A 20,928-nucleotide genomic window follows, 5' to 3' on the forward strand; every position below is an offset into this window, starting at 1 on the left:
CGCCGGGTCCCGGCTGACGACCTCGACCCCGGCGGGCGGCGTGTACGAGCCGCCTATCTGGTAGTCGAACCCGGCATGGGGCGGTGGCGGCGCGGCGGCGGTCGCGCCGGCGGACGCCGTCGACGGGGTGAGCAGGCAGGCGGCCGCGGTGGCCGTGAGGGCCGCGGACGCGGCGATACCCCTGCGCAGAACACGATTGAGGCTCATCTCAGAGCTCCAGATGTCTGAGGGCACGTCCCCGCCTCGGACACGCAAAGGGTCCTGGCGACTTAGTCCGGGCTCATGGCCAAGGCCAACTACCGGCTGGGCGTACCTCTGCGCCGAGTGCTCGGCATCGGCGTGCCAGGGAGTTAAGCGAGCAGCTTCGGTCATGTCAAGAGAAGGGGACTGAGAAGCACTTGGCGCACTCGCGCAGAAACGCGCACCAATTCTGCGGGACCCTGCTCGTATCGGCCGCCCCGGACTATGCTCGCCCAGTGCTGAGAAGCGACCGCCAGGCGCGGATACTTGAGCATGTCGCTGCCCAAGGCAGCGCGGACGTGGCGCAGTTGTCCCGGCTCCTCGGGGTCTCGCAGGCCACCGTGCGCCGTGACCTGCGGCAGTTGAGCGATGAGCGGCTGCTCGAGCGTACGCATGGCGGCGCGGTCCTCGGCGGCCTGAGCATCGAGGTTCCGCTCCGGCACCGGGTCGACCAGCGCTCCCCGCAGAAACAGGCCATCGCGCAGGCCGCCGCCCAGCTGGTCCCCGCCGGTGCGGTGGTCGGTCTCACCGGCGGCAGCACCACCACGGAAGTGGCCCGACGGCTCGCCGACCGTGGCCCCGTCACGATCGTCACCAACGCCGTCAACATCGCGGCCGCCCTCGTGCTGCGCCCGACCGTCACGCTGATCGTGATCGGCGGCACCGCCCGCAGCGAGAGCTACGAACTGGTCGGCCCCATCGCCGAGAAGACCCTCGCCGACCACCACACGGACATCGCGTTCCTCGGCGTGGACGGCATCAGCGCCGTCCACGGGTGCACCACGCACGACCAGTTGGAGGCGGCCACCGACCGTGCCTTCGCCTGCCACAGCGGCCGCACCGTCGTGGTCGCCGACCACACCAAGATCGGCAGGGCGACGTTCGCCAAGATCTGCCCGACGGCCGGCGTGCACACCCTGGTGACCGACGCCGGTGCGCCCCGGGGCGAACTCGAGGCCATCGCCGCCGTCGGCGTGCAGGTCACCGTCGTATGAGCGCCGGAAGTGCTGTCAGTGCTGTGACTGCCGTCGGCACTGTCAGTGCGCGATGGAGTCGATCAGTTCGCGGGCTCCCTGACGCAGCAGCGTGACCGCCACGGACGTGCCGAGCGTCGCCGGGTCGAGCGGCCCGGCCCACTCGTGGGCGTTGAGGACCGTCTTGCCGTCCGGGGTGAAGACGCGGGCGCGCAGTGAAAGCTCGCCGCCCCGCTCGCAGCGCGCGTACCCGGCGATGGGGGAGTTGCAGTGCCCTTGCAGGACGTGCAGGAACATGCGCTCGGCGGTGGCCTCCCGCCAGGCCTCGGGGTCGCCGAGGCCCGACACGGCGTCGATGGTCCGCGTGTCGTCCTCGCGGCACTGCAGCGCCAGGATCCCGGCGCCGATCGGCGGGCACATCGTCTCCACCGAAAGGACCTCGGTGACCACGTCCATACGGTCGATGCGCTCAAGGCCCGACACCGCGAGCAGCAGCGCGTCCGCGTCGCCCGCGGCCAGCTTCTCCATCCGGCGCCCGGCGTTCCCGCGCATCGGCACGCACTCCAACTCCGGGTGCGATGCGGCGAGTTGGGCGATGCGGCGCACGGAAGACGTGCCGATGCGGGTTCCTGCGGGCAGCTCGTCCAGGGTGAGCCCGCCGGGGTGGATGAGCGCGTCACGGATGTCGTCCCGCTTGAGGAACGCGGCGAACGTGGTGCCCGCCGGAAGCGGCCGGTCCGCCGGTACGTCCTTGACGCAGTGCACCGCGAGGTCCGCCTCACCGGCGAGCAGCGCCGCGTCGACCTCCTTGGTGAACGCGCCCTTGCCGCCGAGCTTCGCGAGGTCCCCCATCCAGCGGTCGCCGGAGGTCGTGACCGGCACGACCTCGGTGCGGATCCCGGGGTGCAGCGCGGCGAGTTCGGTGCGTACGCGCTCCACCTGGGCCAGCGCCATGGGGGAGGAGCGGGAGACGATGCGGATCAGCTCAGGAGCGGACATGCGCACCACGATAGGCGCTCAAGAGGGGAGTCTGCTAAAGGGCTTCTTGGTCCCGCGGGGGCCCGGTGGCGGCCGGTCCTGGCGTGCGCGACACCCCGAGCCCTCATAGCGTGAGAGGCAGCCGGCCACCGTGCCCGCCCCCGTGCAGGTCCCGGCGTCAGTCCCCTGGGAGGTCCGATGTCCGCCGCAGCCGCTCATCAGCGGTCCCCGATCGTTCTCGAACGGATGGCTCCCACCCATCTGGCCGACGTCCTCGCCCTGGGGCGCGAGCTGTACGACACCTCGGTGAAGCCGTACACGTCCTGGTCCCTTTCGGCGATCGCCGGGCACATGGACGCCGATGCCTCCTCCTGCTGGGTGGCGCTCGACGGTGACGCGCTCGCCGGGTTCGTCATCGGCTCGATGGGATTCGACCAGCGTACGGACTGGGGGAACCTGGAGTGGATCGCCAGCGCCCCCGCCTACCAGGGGCAGGGCGTCGCCAGCCATCTGGTGCAGGCCTGTTGCGCGACGCTGACCGCCGCCGGTGCCACCGCCGTCGTGACCGATGTCGAGTCGCGCAACACCGCGTCCGCCGCACTGATGCGGCGCAACGGTTTCAAGGAGAGCGTGTCGGTCACCCTCTTCGTGCGCGACGCACCCGATGCGATCGCCTGACCGACGGCCCCGGCGGCGGCCCTATCCCGCGCAGTCCTTGCCCGGCTCCAACGGCGGTGAGCTGACGCCCAGATGGGACTTGCAGCGCGGCGTGTTCCCCGGGTCCTCGTGCCAGGAGGCAGGGCGCGGGCGGATGAAGGCGGCCGCCGCTGCCGCCGCGAGGACGAACAGGCCCGCGCAGCCCACGGCCGCCTTGCCGAACGCCGTGTTCAGCGCGTCCGGATCCGCGTACGCCGTACCGGAGAGCCCCACCGCAAGCGGCAGCGCCGCGACGACGAGCATCTGGGCCACCCGCGCCGCGGTGTTGTTGACGCCGCTCGCCAGGCCCGCGCGCCCCGCGTCGACCGAGGCGAGGACCGTCGCCGTCAGCGGAGCCACGAACAGGCTCATCCCCAGGCCGAGGACCACGACCGCGGGCAGGACCTCCGTGACGTACGCGGCGCCCGGCTCGATCCGCAGCATCAGGAGCGCCCCGGCGCCCGCGATCAACGGGCCCGCGACCAGTGGCAATGTGGGGCCGACCCGCCGCGACAGATCTCCTGCGGCGGCCGAGAGCAGCAGCATCAGGACCGTGATCGGGAGCGTCGCCGTGCCCGCCTGCAGCGCGTCGTAGCCGAGTGTCGTCTGCAACTGCACCGGCAGCATGAACAAGAGCCCGCCGATGGCCGCGTACAGGCACAGCGTCATGACGTTGGCCGCGCTGAACAGGCGGGAGCGGAAGAGGGAGAGCGGAAGCATCGGGTTGCGGCGGCGGTGCTCCACCACGACGAAGGCGGCACCCGCCGCGAGTCCGCCGAGCCCCGGCAGGATGGCCGCAGCCTTCGACGAGTCTCCCGCGGCGCCGATCAGCGCGAAGCTGATGCCCGCGAGGAACAGTGCCGCCAGGCACGCCCCCGTCACGTCGAACGGCTTCTCGGCGGCGCCTTCGGCCCGGCTCTCCGGCACATGACGCACCGCGAAGAGCACGAGCGCGGCCAGCGGAATGTTGATCAGGAAGATCCACCGCCAGCCGGGCCCGTCGATCAGCCAGCCGCCCAGGAACGGCCCGACCGCGCCCGCGACCCCGCCGAGCCCCGACCAGGCGCCCACCGCGCGCGCCTGGTCCTGCGGCCTGAACGACGTACGCACCAGGGCGAGCGAACCCGGCGTGAGCAGCGCACCGCCGATGCCCTGCAGTGCCCGCGCCGCGATGAGCATCCCCGCGTCCTGCGCCAGCCCGCACAGGGCGGAGGCGATGGCGAACCACACGACGCCGATGACCAGGGTGCGCCGCCGCCCGATGCGGTCGCCGAGCGCCCCGCCGAGCAGCAGCAGCGCCGAGAGCGTGAGCATGTAGGCGTTGACGACCCACTGCAGGGACGCGAGCGAGGTGTCCAGGTCGCGGCCGAGCGTGGGCAGGGCGACGTTCACCACCGTGCCGTCCAGCATCGCCATGCCGGACGCGAGGACGGCGCAGGCGAGCACCCAGCGGCCCCGCGCCGACTTCAGCGCGACGCCGCCGTCGGCGCTGTCCGTCGCCGATGCCTTCTCTGTCGAGACCATTGCCCCACCGTCGCTCTACATGTGCGCCGTGCCGCCGGCCGCTTCCGAGTGGACCGGAGCTCCTCTGCGGTAGAGCACGACAGTAACGATCAGTCCGACCGCGAAGAAGACCGCCGACCACCAGTACGCGGTCGAGTAACTCTCCATCGCCGACTGGGCGCGCACCTCGGGCGTCGGCTGCCTGCCCACGAGGTAGTTGGCGGCGGCGCTGGTGGCGAGGGAGTTGAGCAGGGCGGTGCCGATCGAACCGCCCACCTGCTGGCTGGTGTTGACCATCGCCGACGCCACACCCGCGTCATGCGCGGCGACGCCCGCGGTCGCCATGCTCATCGCCGGGGCGAACACCAGGCCGAGGCCGAGACCGGCGACGAGCAGCGGCGGCAGCACGTGTGCCGCGTAGCCGCTGTGCACGTCCAGGGCGGTGAGCCAGGCCATCGCGGCCGCCGCGAGACCCATGCCGAGCGGCACGATCGGCTTCGCGCCGAACCGCGGCACGAGCAGGTTGGTCGTGACGACCGAGATCACCACCATCACGGCGACCATCGGCAGGAAGGCGAGTCCCGTCTTGACCGGGGTGTAGCCGAGGATCTGCTGGAGGTAGTACGTGAGAAACAAGAAGACACCGAACATGCCCGCGCCGGAGATGAACATCGCGAGGAACGACGCCCCGCGGTCGCGGTCGAGCACCACCCGCAGCGGAAGCAGCGGATGCTCCGCGCGCGTCTGCCACCAGGCGAAGGCGGCCACCAGGACGGCGCCGACCACCAGGAACCCCCAGGTGTCGACGTCGCTCCAGGCGTGCGTCTCGGCGTTGGAGAAGCCGTAGACGATGCAGAACAGGCCCGCGGAGACCAGCAGGGTGCCGGGTACGTCCAGCTTCGGGCGGTCGGCGGGCCTGCCCCCGTGCAGCAGGCGGGCGCCGCCCAGCATGGCGAGCACCGCGAAGATCAGGTTCACGTACAGACACCAGCGCCAGTCCAGATACTCGGTCAGTACGCCGCCGAGGAGCAGGCCGACCGCGCCGCCCGCGCCCGCGATGGCGCCGTAGATGCCGAACGCCTTCGCCCGTTCCTTGGGGTCCGTGAACGTCGTGGTGAGCAGGGACAGGGCGGCGGGCGCGAGGAGCGCGCCGAAGACGCCCTGGAGGGCGCGGGCCACCACCAGCATGGTGAAGCTGGTCGCCGCGCCGCCGAGGGCGGAGGCGAGCGCGAAGCCGCCGAGACCGGCGAGGAACACGAGCTTGCGGCCCACCAGGTCGGCGATCCGGCCGCCGAGGAGCAGCAGGCTGCCGAAGGCGAGCGCGTACGCGGTGACGATCCACTGGCGGTTGCCGTCGCTGAACCCGAGGTCCTGCTGGGCCGATGGCAGCGCGATGTTCACGATCGTCGCGTCGAGGACCACCATGAGCTGGGCGATCCCCACGATCCCGAGGATCAGCCAGCGGTGTTCGTGCCGCCCGCCGCTCGGATGCGGGGGAGCGGAGGCCGTGGATGATGCGGTCTGTACGGCCTCGAAGGGCTCCGGCGCGGGCGAGCGGTCCATCGGTGCCTCCAGACGCCCCCGCCACACAAGACATCCCCGTCACACCGTAGGCGCGCTGCTCAGAGCCCGCGACCGGGGCCCGGCAGGACCCCGGCCCCGGAGCCGGAACCAATCAATTCTGGGTGGGCGGTCAGCTCTGCGGCTCGCTGATGTTGACCATCCAGGGGATGCTGAAGCGGTCCGTGCACATGCCGAACACGTCACCCCACATCTGCTTCTCCATCGGGACGGCCACCGTGCCGCCGGCGGACAGCTTCTCCCAGTACCCGCGCAGCTCGGCGTCGTCGTCTCCGCTCAGGCTCACCGAGAAGTTGTTGCCCGGGGTGTGGTCCATGCCCGGCGGGGTGTCGGCGCCCATCAGGGTGAAGCCGTTCGGTGCCTCCAGCATGCCGTGCATGATCTTGTCGGCGTCCGGAGTGCCCTGCTGGCCGGCTTCGCCGAAGGTGTTGAGGGCCAGCTCGCCGCCGAAGACCTCCTTGTAGAACTCCAGAGCCTGGCGGGCGTCGCCGCCGAAGCTGAGGTACGGGTTGAGACGCGAGGCCATGAAAACCTCCCAGAACGGGGTGAACGGTCAGTTGCGCGGAGACTAGCGCGGCGCACTGACAACGGCCCGCCGAGTGGCGTGAGTGGTACGTCGTCCCAAGTTCGCCGGACATCGAGAGCTGTCGGCAGTAGCCTCGAAGCGGCTCATCTCAGGAAGAGGGGGGCGGCCCTCCACGCCAGGTGTAGGGACGCACGCCCCGGAGATGAGGTGTGAAGTGGCGGAAGCGTCGCAACCTTCCCGGCAGAAAGGGAAGTCGCGCGAGTTTGCGGATCGGCTGGCCGTTGCTCTGGGAGCTCGAGCTCTCTGGGCGTTGATCGAAAGGCTGGTCGGTCATCACTTCCACGGGTGATCAGTAGTCACCCCCGTGGGTCCGAGGTGCACCCCCCGTCGTCTCGGGCCCGCTCTTCCTCATCTTCTCGCGCCGGCCGCCGGCATCGCCGTCCACAGACCGACCAGTTCGGCGCCCTGCCATGCCCGACGGCCCAGCTCGCGCGTAACCGCCTGTTTTGGACGCCCTGCCACTTGATGGACGGGAGTCCGCCGAATGTCGCGCTCGGTTATTCAATCTTCATCAAATCTGGTCCGGCATCCGGACAGGCCTCTTGTGTGCGGACTGTATGCGAAATACGTTCTGCCGTATTCCTTGATCGTCCACGATCAGCCCGGAACCACCCCTGGCGGAGGTACCTACTCGTGCGCCGAAAAGCGGTTGCCCTCGCGGCAGTTGCCCTGGTGATGTCCACAACGGGAGGCTGCGGCTCCTTGCAGTCATCGGCCACCGAGGTCGGCGGTGAGCGCATGACCGACGACCGTCCCGTGCGCGACGGCGGAACCCTCACCGTCGCCCTCAACGCCGACCCGGACAAGCTCGATCCGACCCTCGCGCAGACCCTCGTGGGCCGCACCGTCTTCGCCGGGATGTGCGAGAAGCTCTACGACATCGACGAGCACGGGACCGTGATCCCGCAGCTCGCCACCGCGCTGCCCAAGACGTCGAAGGACGGCCGCACCGTCACCTTCGGCCTGCGCAAGGGCCTGAGGTTCAGCGACGGCACGAAGCTGGACGCGGACGCCGCCGTCACCTCGCTGCTCCGGCACCGCGACCTCGCGGGCTCGGCGCGCGCCACCGAACTCGCCCCGCTGGCCGAGGCGGAGGCGACCGGACCGTACACCGTGAAGCTCACGCTCAAGCAGGCCTACGTGCCGCTGACCGCCGTCCTGGCGGACCGCTCCGGCATGGTGATGTCGCCCACGGCGCTCAAGAAGTACGGCAAGAACTTCACCAACCACCCTTCCTGCGTCGGCCCGTTCAAGTACGTGGAGCGCGTCGGCGGCGACCGCATCGTGCTCGCCAAGGACCCCCACTACTACGCGGCCGACCAGGTCCACCTCGACAAGGTGATCTACAAGCCGATACCCGACGGCAACGTCCGCCTGGCCAACCTGCGCTCCGGCGACATCCAGGTCGGCGACCAGATGACACCCGTCGACGTCCGCAGCGCGCTGACCGAACCCGGTCTCCAGCTCTTCAACTCGCCCTCGCTCGGCTACCAGGGCATCGGCCTCAACGTAGGAAACGTGAAGGGCCTCGGGGAGAAGCCGGGGCGCATCGACTCGCCCCTCGCGCGCGAGCCGAAGGTCCGTGAGGCGTTCGAGCTCGCCATCGACCGCGACCTGATCAACAAGGTCGTCTTCCAGGGCATGTTCGAGCCCGCCTGCGGCCCCGTCTCACCCGAGTCCGCCATCGCGCCCGGCGTCAAGGCGTCCGCCTGCCCCAAGCGGGACGTCGCCAAGGCGGAGCGGCTCCTCAAGGAGGCCGGGGTGAAGACTCCGGTGCGCATCGAGCTGAAGGTGTCCACGACGCCCGAACACAGCCGTCTGGGACAGGTCATCCAGGCCATGACCAAGGAGGCGGGCTTCGCCGTCACGCTGCGCCCCACCGAGTACGCCACGATGCTCGAGGAGACCGACTCCGGGCAGTACGACGCCTTCACCAGCGGCTGGTCCGGGCGGCTCGACCCGGACGGCAACATCGCAAGCTTCCTGCAGACGCGCGGCGCGATGAACGCCTACGGCCTCTCGGACCCGACGATAGACCGGCTCGTCGAGCGCGGTCGCACCGAGGCCGATCCGGACGAACGCGCCAAGATATACGCGGAGTTGACCCACCGCGCCCAGGAGCGGCGCGGGCTCATCTACCTCTACCGGCAGAAGAACTACGTCGTCACCGGCAAGGACGTCGCGGGCGTCCGCGTCTACGGCGACGGCCTGGTCCGCGTCACGACTGCGGGGTACGCGCGATGAGCCTGACCCGTCCGCGCCCGCGTGCCGCTGCTCGCCTCAGTCCCATGACGTCCTATCTGCTCACCCGAGTCCGACAGTCACTCATCACGCTCGTCCTGGTCAGCATGGTCGTCTTCGCCGGTATCCGCGCCCTGCCGGGCGACCCGGCGCTCGCGCTCGCCGGTGAGGAGCGCAGCCCAAAGGCGCTCGCCGCGATCCGTGAGAGCTACGGCCTGGACGACAACATCATCGTCCAGTACGGGCGGTTCATCGGCCACGCGATCACCGGTGACCTCGGGACCTCCTCACGGACGGGCCTTCCCGTCGCCGACGCGATCACCGCGGCGCTGCCCATCACCCTCGAACTGGCCGCCCTCTCCCTGCTGTTGGCGGTCACGCTCGGCATCGGCGCGGGCGTAGTCGCCGCCGTACGGCGCGGCAGGCCCGAGGAGTGGCTGGCCAACGCCCTTGCCCTCCTAGGGCTCTCCATCCCCACCTTCTGGCTGGGCATCGTCCTGGTCCTCGGGTTCGCCATCGCCGTGCCGGTCTTCTCGGCCTCCGGATACGTGCCGTTCGGCACCGACCCGCTCGACAACCTGCGCCGCATGGTGCTGCCCGCGATCGTCCTCGGCTCGGGTCTCGCGGCCGTCGTGATGCGCCAGACACGGGCGGCGATGCTCGACTCGCTCTCCGCCGACTACGTACGCACCGCGCGGGCCAAGGGCCTGTCCCGGCGCGAGGTCATCGGCGGGCACGCGTTGCGCAACTCCCTGGTCACGGTCGTCACCGTGCTCGGCCTCCAGCTCGGCCACCTCATCTCGGGCGCCGTCGTCACCGAGCAGATCTTCGTCCTGCCGGGCTTCGGCAAGCTGACCATCGACGCCGTGTTCACCCGCGACTACGCGACCCTGCAAGGCGTGGTGCTGTGCACGTCCGCCGCGTACATCCTCATCAACCTGCTGGTCGACGTGGCGTACTCGGTCATCGACCCGCGCATCCGGCTCGGAGGTGCCCGGTGACGACAGTGGTGCTCACAACACTGGGGCGGATACGTTCCGCGGGCGCGGGCAGCGGCAAGCTGCGCGCCCTGCGCAAGAACCGGCTCGCCATGACCGGTGGCGTCATCGCCGCCGTGTTCGTCCTCGTGGCGCTCTTCGCGCCACTGGTCGCGCCGTACGATCCCGCGCGGCCCGACTTCGCCAACGCCCTTGCCGCGCCAGGCTGGTCGCACTGGCTGGGCACCGACGACCTCGGTCGCGACCAGCTCTCCCGCGTCGTGTACGGGGCGCGCGCGTCCATGCAGGTCGGCGTGGTGGCGGTGGCGCTCGCGTTCGTCGTCGGCGTACCACTGGGCCTGCTCGCGGGCTACTACGGCAAGTTCACCGACAGCGTCGTCTCGCGGCTCACCGACACGATGCTGGCCTTCCCCTTCCTGGTGCTCGCCGTCGGGCTCGCCGCGGTGCTCGGTCCCTCGCTCACCAACGCGACCATCGCGATCGGGATCTCGCAGATCCCGGCCGTCATCCGCATCACCCGCGCGGAGACCTTGCGGCTGCGGCACGTCGACTACGTGGCCGCCGCCGTGGCCAACGGAGGCGGCGACGCCACCGTGCTCTTCCGGCACATCCTGCCCAACGCCACCTCCGCGCTGACCGTCCAGGCGACCGTCGGCATCCCCGCCGCGATCATCGGCGAGGCGCTGCTCAGCTTCCTGGGCCTCGGTGTGCAGCCACCGGACGCGTCGCTCGGCGTGATGCTCTCCGGCGCCCAGTCCTTCCTCGCGCCCGCGCCGTGGATGGCGGTCTTCCCCGGACTCGCGGTCGTCGCGGCCACCCTGGCGTTCAACCTGCTCGGCGACGGCCTGCGGGACGTCCTCGACCCCCGAGGAGCCACCCGATGACCGAGCCCGTACTGAGCGTCCGTGACCTGTCGGTCTCCTTTCGCTCCGACGCCCGCACGGTGCACGCCGTCGACCATCTCTCGTACGACGTCGCACCGGGCGAAGTGCTCGCGGTGGTCGGCGAGTCGGGGTGCGGCAAGTCCGTCACGGCGATGGCCGTGATGGGACTCCTGCCGCCCACCGCGCACATCGAAGGGTCGATCAGACTCGGTGGCGCCGAGATCGCCGGAGCGAGCGAGAAGGAGCTCGGGCGGGTCCGCGGCAAGGACATCGCGATGATCTTCCAGGAGCCGATGACCTCGCTGAACCCGGTCCTGACCATCGGCCGGCAGATAGGCGAGGTGCTCCGGCGCCACCAGGGTCTGTCGAAGAAGGAGGCACGCGCGCGTGCCGTCGAACTCCTCGACCTGGTGGGCATCCCGGCCCCCGCCCAGCGCGTCGACGAATACCCCCACCAGCTCAGCGGCGGCATGCGGCAACGCGTCATGATCGCCATCGCGGTCGCCTGCGACCCGTCCGTCCTGATCGCCGACGAGCCGACCACCGCGCTCGACGTCACCGTCCAGGCGGGCATCCTCGAAGTCCTGCAGTCCCTGCGGGAACGGCTCGGCACGGCGATCGTGCTGATCACCCACGACCTGGGCGTGGTGGCCGACGCCGCCGACCGGGTCCTGGTCATGTACGCGGGCCGCCCCGTCGAACAGGCCCCGGTGCACGAGCTGTTCGCCGAGCCGCGCCACCCGTACACCCGCGGCCTCCTTGGCGCGGTCCTGCGCCCGGGCGGAGAGGGCAAGCGGCGCCTGCCCGAGATACCCGGCCTGGTGCCGAGCCTCGACGCGCAGCCGGACGCCTGCACCTTCGCCCCGCGCTGTGCGTACGCCGACGACCAGTGCACGACGCGCAGGCCCGGCTTCAAGGCCGTCTCTCCGAATGCCGGGGCCGACGCCGCGCACCGAGCGGCCTGCTGGCACCCGCAGGAGGCCCCCGTGCTCACGCCCACCACCCAGGAGGCCGGACAGTGATCCCCACCCAGACGCGCGAGAGCGAAGCGACTCCGGTGCTCGAACTGCACGGCCTGGAGCGGCACTTCGCGGGACACGGCGGCCTCGTGCGCGCCGCCGACGGCGTCACGCTCACCGTCGGCAAGGGCGAAGTCGTGGGACTCGTAGGGGAGTCGGGCAGCGGCAAGTCGACGGTGGGGCGGTGCGCCGTTCGGCTCGACGAACCCACCGGGGGCACCATCCGCATCAACGGCACGGATGTGACCCGCCTTTCGCGGCGCGCCCTGCGGCCCCTGCGCAAGGACTTCCACCTCGTCTTCCAGGATCCCTCCTCCTCGCTCGACCCCCGTATGACCGTCGGGCAGATCATCGCCGAACCCCTTCGCCTGCACGGCATCGCCAAGGGGGACGCGGCCCGCGCGCGCGTGGCGGAACTCCTCGCCCAGGTCGGCCTGCGCCCCGAACACGCCGACCGGCATCCGCACGAACTCTCCGGCGGACAGCGCCAGCGCATCTCCATCGCCCGCGCGCTCTCCGTCGACCCGGACCTCCTGGTGGCCGACGAACCCACATCCGCCCTCGACGTCTCCGTCCAGGCCTCGGTCCTCAACCTCCTGGCCGATCTGCAGCGCGACCGCGGCTTCGGGTGCTTGTTCATCACGCACGACCTGGCCGCCGTGGAGTTCCTCGCCGACCGCATCGCGGTCATGTATCTCGGCCAGATCGTCGAACAGGCGCCGACCGTCGAGCTGTTCGCCGATCCCAAGCACCCGTACACGCAGGCGCTCCTGTCCGCCGCGCCCGTGCCCGACCCGGCGCTGCAGCGCACCCGCGAGCGCATCGTCCTCAGCGGTGAACTGCCAAGCCCCCTCGCCCCGCCACCGGGCTGCCGCTTCCACACGCGCTGCCCGCTGGCCGTCGACCGCTGCCGCGTCGAGGTGCCCGAGCTGCGCACGCTTCCCGGAGACGGCGGACGCGAGGTCTCCTGCCACCTCGTCGCCGACGACGGCACGGCTCTGGACGCGGCCGCCGCCCCGACCCTCCGTACGATCCCCAGTACCCGCACCGCACGCTAGGAGCAGCCCACTTGTTCACCACCCGGCCGACTCTCCAAGGCACCTTCGGCATGGTGTCCTCGACCCACTGGCTCGCCTCGCAGTCCGCGATGGCCGTCCTGGAGGACGGCGGCAACGCCTACGACGCGGCGGTCGCCGCGGGCTTCGTCCTGCACGTCGTCGAGCCGCACCTCAACGGCCCGGCGGGAGAAGTGCCGATCATCCTGGCGCCCGCCGACGGGGAGGTGCGGGTCCTGTGCGGGCAGGGCGTGGCGCCAGCGGGCGCGACCGTGGACCACTACCGCTCGCTCGGTCTCGATCTGGTGCCGGGCACAGGGCCGCTCGCGGCCGCCGTGCCCGGCGCGTTCGACGCGTGGATGGTGCTCCTGCGCGACCACGGGACCAAGTCCCTCGCCGATGTCCTCAAGTACGCCATCGGGTATGCCGAGGACGGGCACGCGCCCGTGGAGCGCGTCGGCGAGACCGTCGAGACGGTGCGCGAACTCTTCGAGACCGAATGGCCGTCGTCGGCCGAGGTCTACCTGCCCGGCGGGCAGGCCCCGCGCCCCGGAGAGCTCCTTCGCAACCCGGCGCTCGCCGCGACCTGGCGCCGCGTGATCGAGGAGGCGGGCGACGGCCCGCGCGTCGAGCAGATCGAGGCCGCGCGGAAGATCTGGAGCGAAGGGTTCATCGCCGAGGCGCTGATACGCCAGGCGGCGATCCCCACGATGGACACCAGCGGGTCCCGGCACACCGGAACGCTGACGGCCGCCGACCTCGCCGGATGGGAGGCAGGCTACGAGGCCCCGGCGACGTACGACTGGAACGGCTGGACGCTGTGCAAGGCGGGCGGCTGGAGCCAGGGCCCGGTCTTCCTGCAGCAGTTGGCCGTGCTGCCCTCCGCGCTCGCGGACCTGCCCGCGTACGGCTCGGCCGACTATGTGCACCTGCTGATCGAGGGCTGCAAGCTCGCCATGGCGGACCGGGAGGCCTGGTACGGCGACGCGGAAGGTGCCGGCACGGTCCCGGTCGCCGATCTGCTGTCTCCTGCCTACAACGAGGAGCGGCGCACGCTCATCGGCGAGAAGGCCTCGCACGAACTGCGCCCCGGAAGCCCTGGCGGGCGGCCCGCGAAGATCTCCGACCACGCGCGCGCAGTGGCCGATGGCGAGCCAGGCTTCGACGCGCTCGGTCTGCCCGGAGCGGGCGCGGGCGAACCGACCGTCGCGAAGAGCGGCACCTCACCCGTGCCCGGTGAACCGGCCGTATCGGCGGACGGCGCCACCCGCGGCGACACCTGCCACCTGGACATCGTCGACCGCTGGGGCAACATGGTCGCGGCCACGCCGAGCGGCGGCTGGCTGCAGTCCAACCCGGTCGTGCCCGAACTGGGCTTCCCGCTCGGCACTCGCCTCCAGATGGCGTGGCTCGAAGAGGGCCTCCCCAACTCCCTCACGCCGGGCCGCCGCCCGCGCACCACGCTCACCCCGTCCCTCGCGCTCAAGGACGGCGTACCGGTGATGGCCTTCGGCACACCCGGCGGCGACCAGCAGGACCAGTGGCAGGTGCACTTCTTCCTGGCGGTGGCGCTGCGCGACTCCGTACGCGGCGGCCTCGACCTGCAGGGCGCCATCGACGCCCCCAACTGGCACAACGACAGCTTCCCCGGCTCCTTCTACCCGCGCGGCATGCGCCCGGGGAGCGTCACGGTCGAGTCCCGCATGGACGGGACGGTGATCGAGGAGCTGCGCAGGCGCGGGCACGACGTGACGGTCGGCGAGCCCTGGTCGGAGGGCCGGCTGTGCGCGGTGGCGCGTGACCCGCGCACCGGGGTGCTCTCGGCGGCGGCCAACCCGCGAGGGATGCAGGGGTACGCCGTGGGGCGGTGAGACGCCCGACGCGAAAAGGCTCCGGCCGAACTCGGCCGGAGCCTTCCCCTGGGCGCGTGACCTCAGCCCTGCGGTGCCCTCAGCCCTGCGGTGCCCTCAGGCCGATGCGCGAGTGGGGCGGCGCACCAGCTCGCCGCCACAGTTCGGGCAGACATGCCGCATGCCGACGGCGCACGGCTCGCAGAACGTGCACTCGTAGGAGCAGATACGCGCCGGCGCGTCGAGGGGCAGGGCCGCCTTCTCGCAGCGCTCGCAACGGTCCCGCATCTCCAACGCCATCGTTCCTCCTTGACCGGACTCTTCGGAGCTTCATCTTCGACGGCGGTTCTGGCTTTGGAAGCAGGGTGGACGGCCAATGCTCGACATGATCGGGCCATGGCCGCGCCTCGGCGTCCACCCTGCGCCGGATTCAGGAACGGCCGCCCGTGCCCTGCCCGTCGAGCGAATCCTCCGTGGCCGGGACCGGCTCCCGCTGAGGCGGCAGAGACACCGTCGCCGTGGCCTTGCGGCTTCGGGAGAACCGTGCGGCCACCGGCTGCGCGAAGCGTGCGGTCAGGGGGCCGACGATCACCAGGATCAGGACGTACGCCGTGGCCAGCGGGCCGAGCGACGGTTCGATGCCCGCGGTGACGGCGAGACCCGCGATCACGATGGAGAACTCGCCGCGCGCCACAAGCGCACCGCCCGCACGCCACCGCCCCTTGACGGAGATCTTGGCGCGGCGGGCCGCCCAGTACCCCGTGGCGATCTTCGTGCACGCCGTCACGACGGCGAGCACGAGCGCGGGAAGCAGCACCGGCGGGATGCTCGCCGGGTCGGTGTGCAGGCCGAAGAAGACGAAGAAGACGGCGGCGAACAGGTCCCGCAACGGTGCGAGGAGACTGTGCGCGCCCTCGGCGACCTCGCCGGACAGGGCGATGCCGACCAGGAACGCCCCCACGGCGGCAGACACCTGGAGCTGCTGCGCGATCCCGGCGACCAGGATCGTCAGACCGAGGACGACCAGGAGCAGCTTCTCGGGGTCGTCGCTCGACACGAAGCGCGAGATGACGCGGCCGTAGCGCACGGCGAGGAACAGGACGAGGCCCGCGGCCCCGAGCGCGATGCCCAGGGTGAGACTGCCCGCGGCCCAGCCGACACCGGCCAACAGGGCGGTGATGATGGGCAGATACACCGCCATCGCCAGGTCTTCGAGGACCAGGATGCTGAGGATGACGGGGGTCTCGCGGTTGCCGAGCCGGCCCAGGTCATTGAGCACCTTCGCGATGACCCCGGACGACGAGATCCAGGTGACGCCCGCGAGGACGACGGCGGCCACCGGGCCCCACCCCATGAGCAGCGCCGCGATCGCGCCCGGCACGGCGTTGAGCCCCATGTCGACCAGACCGGCCGGGTACTGGGTCTTGAGGTTGCTGACCAGATCGCTCGCGGTGTATTCGAGCCCCAGCATCAGCAGCAGCAGGATGACGCCGATCTCGGCGCCGATCGCGACGAACTCCTCACTGGCGCCCAGCGGAAGCAGCCCGCCCTCGCCGAACGCGAGCCCGGCCAGCAGGTAGAGGGGGATGGGGGAGAAGCGGAACCGCCCGGCGAATCTGCCCAGCAGCCCGAGCGCGAGGATGATCGCGCCGAATTCGATCAGGAAGACAGCGGAGTGCATCGAATCACTCCCGCCCGAGTATCGCCGCGGCGCTCTCCACACCCTCGCGGGTGCCGATCACGATGAGGGTGTCCCCGCCCGCGAGGCGGAAGTCCGGCGTGGGCGACGGAATGGCCTCGGCCCTGCGAAGGACCGCGACGATGGAGGCGCCGGTCTCGGTCCGCATCTGGGTCTCGCCGAGCACCCGCCCGTTCCAGTGCGAGGAGCCGGACACCTCGATGCGCTCGGCGACGAGACCGAGGTCGGTGGTGTGCAGGAGGTTCGGGCTGTGGTGCGAGGGCATCAGCGCGTCGATCAGCGCGTCCGCCTCACCCGAACTCAGTCGCAGCGAGAGCGCGCACTCGTCGGGGTCGTCGGCTCGGTAGGCGCTGAGGGTGCGCGCGCCGTCCCGGTGCGCGACGACCGAGATCTGGCGGTGTTCTCGGGTGGTCAGGTCGTACCGGATGCCGATGCCTGGGAGCGGCGTCTGGCTGAGGCGTGAAGCGGGCACAGCTCTTCCCCTAGTTGCTGATTGGCTGATGGGCGTCAATACGGCGTTAAGGTCACCCTATCGGCCCGTCTTTTGCCAGAACTTGGTGGTAGAGGATCCGCGCCGGGGCTATGGCTGATGCCCCGCCAACACCGTCTCGACGGAATCGGCTTCTGTGGGCGACTTGTCCTCGCGGTATCGGACGACCCGGGCGAAGCGGAGCGTGACGCCGGCCGGATAGCGGGTGGACTTCTGCAGCCCGTCGTAGGCGATCTCGACGACGAGCTCCGGACGTACGGTCACGACGAAACCGTCGTCGCCGACCGCCAGCTCACGCAGCCGCTCGGTCTGCCAGGCGAGCATCACGTCGGTCATGCCCTTGAACGTCTTCCCGAGCATGGCGTACGTCCCGTCCGCGCGCCGGGCACCCAGGTGGAGGTTGGAGAGCTTGCCGGTCCGCCGCCCGTGTCCCCACTCGGCGGCGAGCACGACGAGGTCCAGTGTGTGCACCGGCTTGACCTTCAGCCAGCTCGCACCGCGGCGACCGGCGATGTACGGCGCGTCGAGGGCCTTGAGCACGACGCCTTCATGGCCGCGGCGCAGTGTGTCGGCGAAGAACTCCTCCGCGGCGCCGAGTTGCGCCTCGTCCGCGGGATCGGCGACGACGGTGCGCCGCACCCGCATCGGTTCCGGGACGAGCTCCGCCAGGTGGGTGTGCCGCTCGGCGAACGGCAGGTCGAGCAGATCCTGCCCTCCGGCGTACAGGACGTCGAAGAAGACGGGCGAGACGGGCAGTTCGGCGGCGGCGGTCGTGACGTCGACACGGGACCCGACGCGTCCGGCGATCTCCTGGAAGGGCCGGGGTCTGCCGTCGCCGTCGAGCGCGATGACCTCACCGTCGAGAATGAAGGCGTCTCCCGCCAACTCCATCGCCGCGGCGGTGAGTTCGGGAAGCCGGTCGGTGATGTCGTCGAGGGTGCGGGTGTAGACGCGGACGACGTCCCCGTCGCGGTGCACCTGGACGCGGATACCATCCAATTTCTCTTCGACGGCGCACGGACCACCCAGCTTGCCCACGCCTTCGGTGACGGATCCCGCCCCGTGCGCCAGCATCGGGAGCACGGGCCGACCCACGCTGAGCCTGAACTCGTCCAGGGCGTCCGGGCCCCTGGCGAGCAGCGCCTCGGCGACCGGGGTCACCGCACCCGCCAGCATCACCGCGCGGCGCACGGCGGCCGGCGGGGCCTCCGTCGCTCGGGCGAGGCCCTCCACGGCGATGGCGTCGAGCGCCCCCTGCCGGACCTCGCCGGTCAGCAGCCCGAAGAGAAACCGCTGCTCCTCTCCGGTGGCCGCACCCATCAACTCCCGCACCAGCCGCTTGCGTTCGGCCTGGGACCCGGGCCCGGAGAGAGCTCCGACGGCGGTGAGCGCGGCGTCCGTGGCCTGAACGGTGAGGGTGGGTTCGACGGCGGCAGGAGGCGGCTCCTTCAGGAGACTCCACCCGATACCCAGCCTCCCCTGGGGGAGACGGCCCGCGAGATAGGGGATGACGATCGGGGCGTCGGCGGGGGTGGCCGCGCGGAAGAGATCGGCGAGGAGGGAGATCTTCTGGGAACGGGCAGAGGTGGTGGCCACGGCGGCCGATACGTGGGCGAGGCGGGCTAGGAGCATGCGTTTTCCTTTCCCCGATCCCGCCCGTGCCCCAAACCGGGGGCGGGGCCTCCTGGGGTCGGATGTCAGCCAGTCCGGCGGCTGCGCCGTGCAGGGGGCTCCGCCCCCAGACCCCCGCTCCTCAAACGCCGGAGGGGCTGAACCAATCAGCCCGTCGTGGGGGTCCCCCCTGCTCCTTAAGAGCTTGGGGGAGTTTGAGGACGAACTCGGCGAAGCCGGTGATGACGGCAACGAAGGCCCCCGCGCAGCGGGTTTTCGGGAAGGGGCGGGGTTGGGGACTGAATCCGTTGCCCCGACCCCCTTCTACGGGATGTGGCAGATATGGATCGGCCCGACCCAGGGCTCGCAGACCGGCTCCGGCGGAGGCGTGGGTTCGACTGGCGTCGGCTCGATCGGGGTGGGATCGACAGGCGTGGGATCGACAGGCGTGGGCTCGACGGGCGTGGGCTCGACCGGCGTTGGGTCCACCGGAGTGGGCTCGGGGGTGGGCGTAGGAGGTACAGGCGTCGGAGTGGGTGTTGGCGTCGGCGTCGGGACCGGCGGCGCGACGGGTTCCGTCGGCTCAACGGGCGCCACCGGCTCGGTGGGCTCGGCGGGCTCGGCGGGCTCAGGGGGAGCCTCCACCTCCGGCTGCTCCGCCGGGTCTCGCTGCTCCGCCTGAGCCGGAGGCTCCGACGCGGGAGCCTCCTCGGCGGCAGGCTCCTGCTCCGGAGCTTCCGGAGCTTCCGCCTCCGCGGGAGGCGCATCCCCCGCAGGAGGATCCTGCCCCGGACCAGCCCCCTCCGCCCGCGGCTCCGGCACAGGAGCCGGCGAATCAGCCGGAGCGGGAGACCGCTCCGGCGCCCCGCTCTCCACCGCGGTGGCCCGCTGCGGCGGCACCGGGTGGCCCGAGCCCCCGAGCACAAGCCCCGCCGCCACAGCCGCCCCCGCCACGGACACCCCCACGACCCCCACCGCGGCAGCGGGAAGCTTGCCGCCTCCGGTGAGGACATGACGTACGCCGTGAAGGAAGCCGCCGTGCCCGCCCGAGGCGGAAGCGGAACCCGCGGAACCCGCGGCCCCCGCCGAACCCGCGGCCAGCGGCAGGAGGAACTTGCCGGTGCCACCCAGAACGAAGATCAGCAGCGCCGGTCCCACCAGCGCGGGCAGCCGGTCGTTCGCGCGGGCGAGCAGCGCGAGCCTGCCCCGGCAGTCGGCGCAGCCGTCGAGATGGGCGAGCAGCTGCTCGGACTGCCGGGCGGAGGCCTCGCCGCGTATATGGCCGGGTATCCGGTCCCAGTGCTGCTCACATGCGGGGTCCTCGGGTGTCCCGGGATGTGCGCGCAGGAACGCCTGCCGCATCCCTTCGCGGGCCCGGTGCAGCAGTACTGCCGTCGCGCCCTGCCCGGCACCGATCCGGCGGCCGACCGTCTCCAGCGGCTGTTCCTCCGCCTCGGCGAGCCACAACGCCTTCACCCAGCGCTCGGGCAGCTGGCCGAGCACACGGCCGAGCAGGTCCACGGAGGAGACACGGTCCTCGGGGTCGTCGCCGCCATGGTTCACCGAGCCGACGGACTCGACGGACTCCGGGGCATGCGGATCACGCGGCGTCTCGCGCCCGGCACCGCGCCCCACGGCCGCCGCCAGATGCCGCACGGTCGTCATGAGGTACGCCGGTACGTTCTCGATCTCGTGCCCCGCGGACAGCCGCCGCCAGACGCGGAAGTGCGCCTCGGCGACGAGGTCGTCGGCGACCCAGGCGTTGCCGGTCAGCGAGCGCGCGTAGGCGACAAGGCGTGGCTGTTCCTCCTCGTAGATGCGGGAGTACGTGGCCGTGGCGGGCGTGGTGACGGGCCCGTCGGCGGATACGTCGGTCATGGCAGAGCACTCTCCCGGTCCCACTGCGGGTGGTTCGGACGAATTCGAAAGCCTAGGCGGTAAATGTCCGACTTGTGATGCGGGAGTGGCGCAGGTCACAGGGATTGGCCCGCGTGTCGCGTAATGAACCCCCTTGCCGAGGACTCGTACAGACACAGACATCGAAGAAAGCAGAGCGAGCAGCGGCAGCTGCGACAGAAGAGGAGTCCGATCATGGCCGTCACCCTTGAGCAGCCCGCCCGCGCCCGCCTGATCACCCCCGAAGGGCGCGAGCGCGCGTTGCCCGTGACCCTGCGCTATGCGGCGGCCGACCCCCTGGCCGTCCAGATCACCTTCCCGTCGGAGGCCTCCCTCGACGGCGCGGAAGTCACCTGGATCTTCGCCCGTCAGCTCCTCGAGGAGGGACTTCGCGCCCCTGCGGGCGGCGGTGACGTGCACATCTGGCCGTGCGGGCGGGCGCGCACGGTTCTCGAGCTCCATGCGCCGCAGGGTCTTGCCCTGGTGCAGTTCGACAGGGTCGTGCTGCAGCGATTCCTGCTGCGTACGTATGCCGTCGTGGGGGTGGGGCGCGAGGGTACGGGGCTCGACCTGGACCAGGACCTCGCCCGTCTGCTGGGTGGAGTCTGAGTGCGTTCGCACGCGCCC

At 71.2% G+C, this 20,928-nt stretch carries 18 protein-coding genes and 1 pseudogene; 9 read left to right on the plus strand and 10 right to left on the minus strand.

The window, feature by feature from the left end; all coding sequences use genetic code 11:
* Window positions 1–207 (minus strand): annotated as a pseudogene (locus ABD378_RS30255) (endo alpha-1,4 polygalactosaminidase); the annotation flags it as partial.
* A 269-nt stretch (window positions 208–476) separates the two neighbouring features.
* Between ABD378_RS30255 and ABD378_RS30260 the strand changes: the two are divergent.
* Entirely contained in the window at window positions 477–1,235 is a 759-nt protein-coding gene (locus ABD378_RS30260; protein WP_344525916.1) for a DeoR/GlpR family DNA-binding transcription regulator, read from the plus strand.
* A gap of 42 nt (window positions 1,236–1,277) precedes the next feature.
* Here ABD378_RS30260 and hemC read toward each other — a convergent pair whose 3' ends face one another.
* Window positions 1,278–2,213, minus strand: coding sequence for a hydroxymethylbilane synthase (gene hemC, locus ABD378_RS30265; protein WP_344525918.1), 936 nt, complete (start codon window positions 2,211–2,213; stop codon window positions 1,278–1,280).
* 177 nt (window positions 2,214–2,390) lie between these two features.
* Between hemC and ABD378_RS30270 the strand changes: the two genes are divergently transcribed.
* A complete protein-coding gene (locus ABD378_RS30270) occupies window positions 2,391–2,870 on the plus strand; it encodes a GNAT family N-acetyltransferase (protein WP_344525920.1) in 480 nt (159 codons plus the stop codon).
* 21 nt (window positions 2,871–2,891) lie between these two features.
* On the opposite strand, the gene ABD378_RS30275 is transcribed toward ABD378_RS30270, so the two are convergent.
* The 3 genes from ABD378_RS30275 to ABD378_RS30285 all read right to left on the minus strand — a co-directional run bounded on the left by ABD378_RS30275 (window position 2,892) and on the right by ABD378_RS30285 (window position 6,498).
* A complete protein-coding gene (locus tag ABD378_RS30275; RefSeq protein ID WP_344525922.1) occupies window positions 2,892–4,412 on the minus strand; it encodes an MFS transporter in 1,521 nt (506 codons plus the stop codon).
* A gap of 15 nt (window positions 4,413–4,427) precedes the next feature.
* Window positions 4,428–5,954: an MFS transporter gene (locus ABD378_RS30280; RefSeq protein WP_344525924.1), complete on the minus strand. Its 1,527-nt coding sequence runs from the start codon at window positions 5,952–5,954 to the stop codon at window positions 4,428–4,430.
* 130 nt (window positions 5,955–6,084) lie between these two features.
* Window positions 6,085–6,498, minus strand: a complete 414-nt coding sequence (locus tag ABD378_RS30285; RefSeq protein WP_344525926.1) for a VOC family protein — start codon at window positions 6,496–6,498, stop codon at window positions 6,085–6,087.
* Window positions 6,499–7,296: 798 nt separating this feature from the next.
* Between ABD378_RS30285 and ABD378_RS30290 the strand changes: the two genes are divergently transcribed.
* The 6 genes from ABD378_RS30290 to ABD378_RS30315 are packed head-to-tail and all read left to right on the plus strand — an operon-like array spanning window position 7,297 to window position 14,626.
* Window positions 7,297–8,802 carry an ABC transporter substrate-binding protein gene (locus tag ABD378_RS30290; RefSeq protein ID WP_344525928.1) on the plus strand — a complete coding sequence of 502 codons (1,506 nt, stop codon included), beginning with the start codon at window positions 7,297–7,299 and terminating at the stop codon, window positions 8,800–8,802.
* A gap of 44 nt (window positions 8,803–8,846) precedes the next feature.
* Window positions 8,847–9,800 (plus strand): ABC transporter permease, encoded by a 954-nt coding sequence (locus ABD378_RS30295; protein WP_344525930.1) that lies wholly within the window; start codon window positions 8,847–8,849, stop codon window positions 9,798–9,800.
* A 5-nt stretch (window positions 9,801–9,805) separates the two neighbouring features.
* Window positions 9,806–10,681: an ABC transporter permease gene (locus tag ABD378_RS30300; protein WP_425583895.1), complete on the plus strand. Its 876-nt coding sequence runs from the start codon at window positions 9,806–9,808 to the stop codon at window positions 10,679–10,681.
* Entirely contained in the window at window positions 10,678–11,703 is a 1,026-nt protein-coding gene (locus ABD378_RS30305) for an ABC transporter ATP-binding protein (protein ID WP_344525934.1), read from the plus strand. The genes ABD378_RS30300 and ABD378_RS30305 overlap by 4 nt, the downstream gene beginning before the upstream one ends.
* Window positions 11,703–12,758 (plus strand): ABC transporter ATP-binding protein, encoded by a 1,056-nt coding sequence (locus ABD378_RS30310; protein ID WP_344526067.1) that lies wholly within the window; start codon window positions 11,703–11,705, stop codon window positions 12,756–12,758. The genes ABD378_RS30305 and ABD378_RS30310 overlap by 1 nt, the downstream gene beginning before the upstream one ends.
* Before the next feature lie 11 nt (window positions 12,759–12,769).
* Window positions 12,770–14,626, plus strand: a complete 1,857-nt coding sequence (locus ABD378_RS30315) for a gamma-glutamyltransferase family protein (RefSeq protein WP_344525936.1) — start codon at window positions 12,770–12,772, stop codon at window positions 14,624–14,626.
* Window positions 14,627–14,722: 96 nt separating this feature from the next.
* Here the strand turns inward: ABD378_RS30315 and ABD378_RS30320 are convergent, their stop codons facing one another.
* The 5 genes from ABD378_RS30320 to ABD378_RS30340 form a co-directional block, all read right to left on the minus strand.
* Window positions 14,723–14,905, minus strand: a complete 183-nt coding sequence (locus ABD378_RS30320; protein ID WP_344525938.1) for a DUF1272 domain-containing protein — start codon at window positions 14,903–14,905, stop codon at window positions 14,723–14,725.
* A gap of 130 nt (window positions 14,906–15,035) precedes the next feature.
* Window positions 15,036–16,286 carry a cation:proton antiporter gene (locus ABD378_RS30325; RefSeq protein ID WP_344525940.1) on the minus strand — a complete coding sequence of 417 codons (1,251 nt, stop codon included), beginning with the start codon at window positions 16,284–16,286 and terminating at the stop codon, window positions 15,036–15,038.
* 4 nt (window positions 16,287–16,290) lie between these two features.
* On the minus strand, window positions 16,291–16,776 hold the full coding sequence (locus ABD378_RS30330) for a cation:proton antiporter regulatory subunit (RefSeq protein WP_344525942.1): 486 nt from the start codon (window positions 16,774–16,776) through the stop codon (window positions 16,291–16,293).
* Between the two features lie 108 nt (window positions 16,777–16,884).
* Complete coding sequence (locus ABD378_RS30335) at window positions 16,885–18,426, minus strand: ATP-dependent DNA ligase (RefSeq protein ID WP_344525944.1); 1,542 nt, start codon at window positions 18,424–18,426, stop codon at window positions 16,885–16,887.
* 303 nt (window positions 18,427–18,729) lie between these two features.
* Window positions 18,730–20,283 (minus strand): sigma factor, encoded by a 1,554-nt coding sequence (locus ABD378_RS30340; protein WP_344525946.1) that lies wholly within the window; start codon window positions 20,281–20,283, stop codon window positions 18,730–18,732.
* A 213-nt stretch (window positions 20,284–20,496) separates the two neighbouring features.
* On the opposite strand from ABD378_RS30340, the gene ABD378_RS30345 reads away from it, so the two are divergent.
* Window positions 20,497–20,910: an SsgA family sporulation/cell division regulator gene (locus ABD378_RS30345; protein ID WP_344525948.1), complete on the plus strand. Its 414-nt coding sequence runs from the start codon at window positions 20,497–20,499 to the stop codon at window positions 20,908–20,910.
* Window positions 20,911–20,928 lie beyond the last annotated feature (18 nt).

This window comes from Streptomyces rectiviolaceus (genome assembly GCF_039533825.1).
Classification (GTDB): Bacteria; Actinomycetota; Actinomycetes; order Streptomycetales; family Streptomycetaceae; genus Streptomyces; species Streptomyces rectiviolaceus.

What these genes read in the sequence shown, in the direction of transcription:
- hemC (WP_344525918.1), bottom strand. Translation starts at nt 2,213, where the DNA reads ATGTCCGCTCCTGAGCTGATCCGCATCGTCTCCCGCTCCTCCCCCATG.
- ABD378_RS30270 (WP_344525920.1), top strand. Translation starts at nt 2,391, where the DNA reads ATGTCCGCCGCAGCCGCTCATCAGCGGTCCCCGATCGTTCTCGAACGG.
- ABD378_RS30275 (WP_344525922.1), bottom strand. Translation starts at nt 4,412, where the DNA reads ATGGTCTCGACAGAGAAGGCATCGGCGACGGACAGCGCCGACGGCGGC.
- ABD378_RS30280 (WP_344525924.1), bottom strand. Translation starts at nt 5,954, where the DNA reads ATGGACCGCTCGCCCGCGCCGGAGCCCTTCGAGGCCGTACAGACCGCA.
- ABD378_RS30285 (WP_344525926.1), bottom strand. Translation starts at nt 6,498, where the DNA reads ATGGCCTCGCGTCTCAACCCGTACCTCAGCTTCGGCGGCGACGCCCGC.
- ABD378_RS30290 (WP_344525928.1), top strand. Translation starts at nt 7,297, where the DNA reads ATGACCGACGACCGTCCCGTGCGCGACGGCGGAACCCTCACCGTCGCC.
- ABD378_RS30295 (WP_344525930.1), top strand. Translation starts at nt 8,847, where the DNA reads ATGACGTCCTATCTGCTCACCCGAGTCCGACAGTCACTCATCACGCTC.
- ABD378_RS30305 (WP_344525934.1), top strand. Translation starts at nt 10,678, where the DNA reads ATGACCGAGCCCGTACTGAGCGTCCGTGACCTGTCGGTCTCCTTTCGC.
- ABD378_RS30320 (WP_344525938.1), bottom strand. Translation starts at nt 14,905, where the DNA reads ATGGCGTTGGAGATGCGGGACCGTTGCGAGCGCTGCGAGAAGGCGGCC.
- ABD378_RS30325 (WP_344525940.1), bottom strand. Translation starts at nt 16,286, where the DNA reads ATGCACTCCGCTGTCTTCCTGATCGAATTCGGCGCGATCATCCTCGCG.
- ABD378_RS30335 (WP_344525944.1), bottom strand. Translation starts at nt 18,426, where the DNA reads ATGCTCCTAGCCCGCCTCGCCCACGTATCGGCCGCCGTGGCCACCACC.
- ABD378_RS30340 (WP_344525946.1), bottom strand. Translation starts at nt 20,283, where the DNA reads ATGACCGACGTATCCGCCGACGGGCCCGTCACCACGCCCGCCACGGCC.
- ABD378_RS30345 (WP_344525948.1), top strand. Translation starts at nt 20,497, where the DNA reads ATGGCCGTCACCCTTGAGCAGCCCGCCCGCGCCCGCCTGATCACCCCC.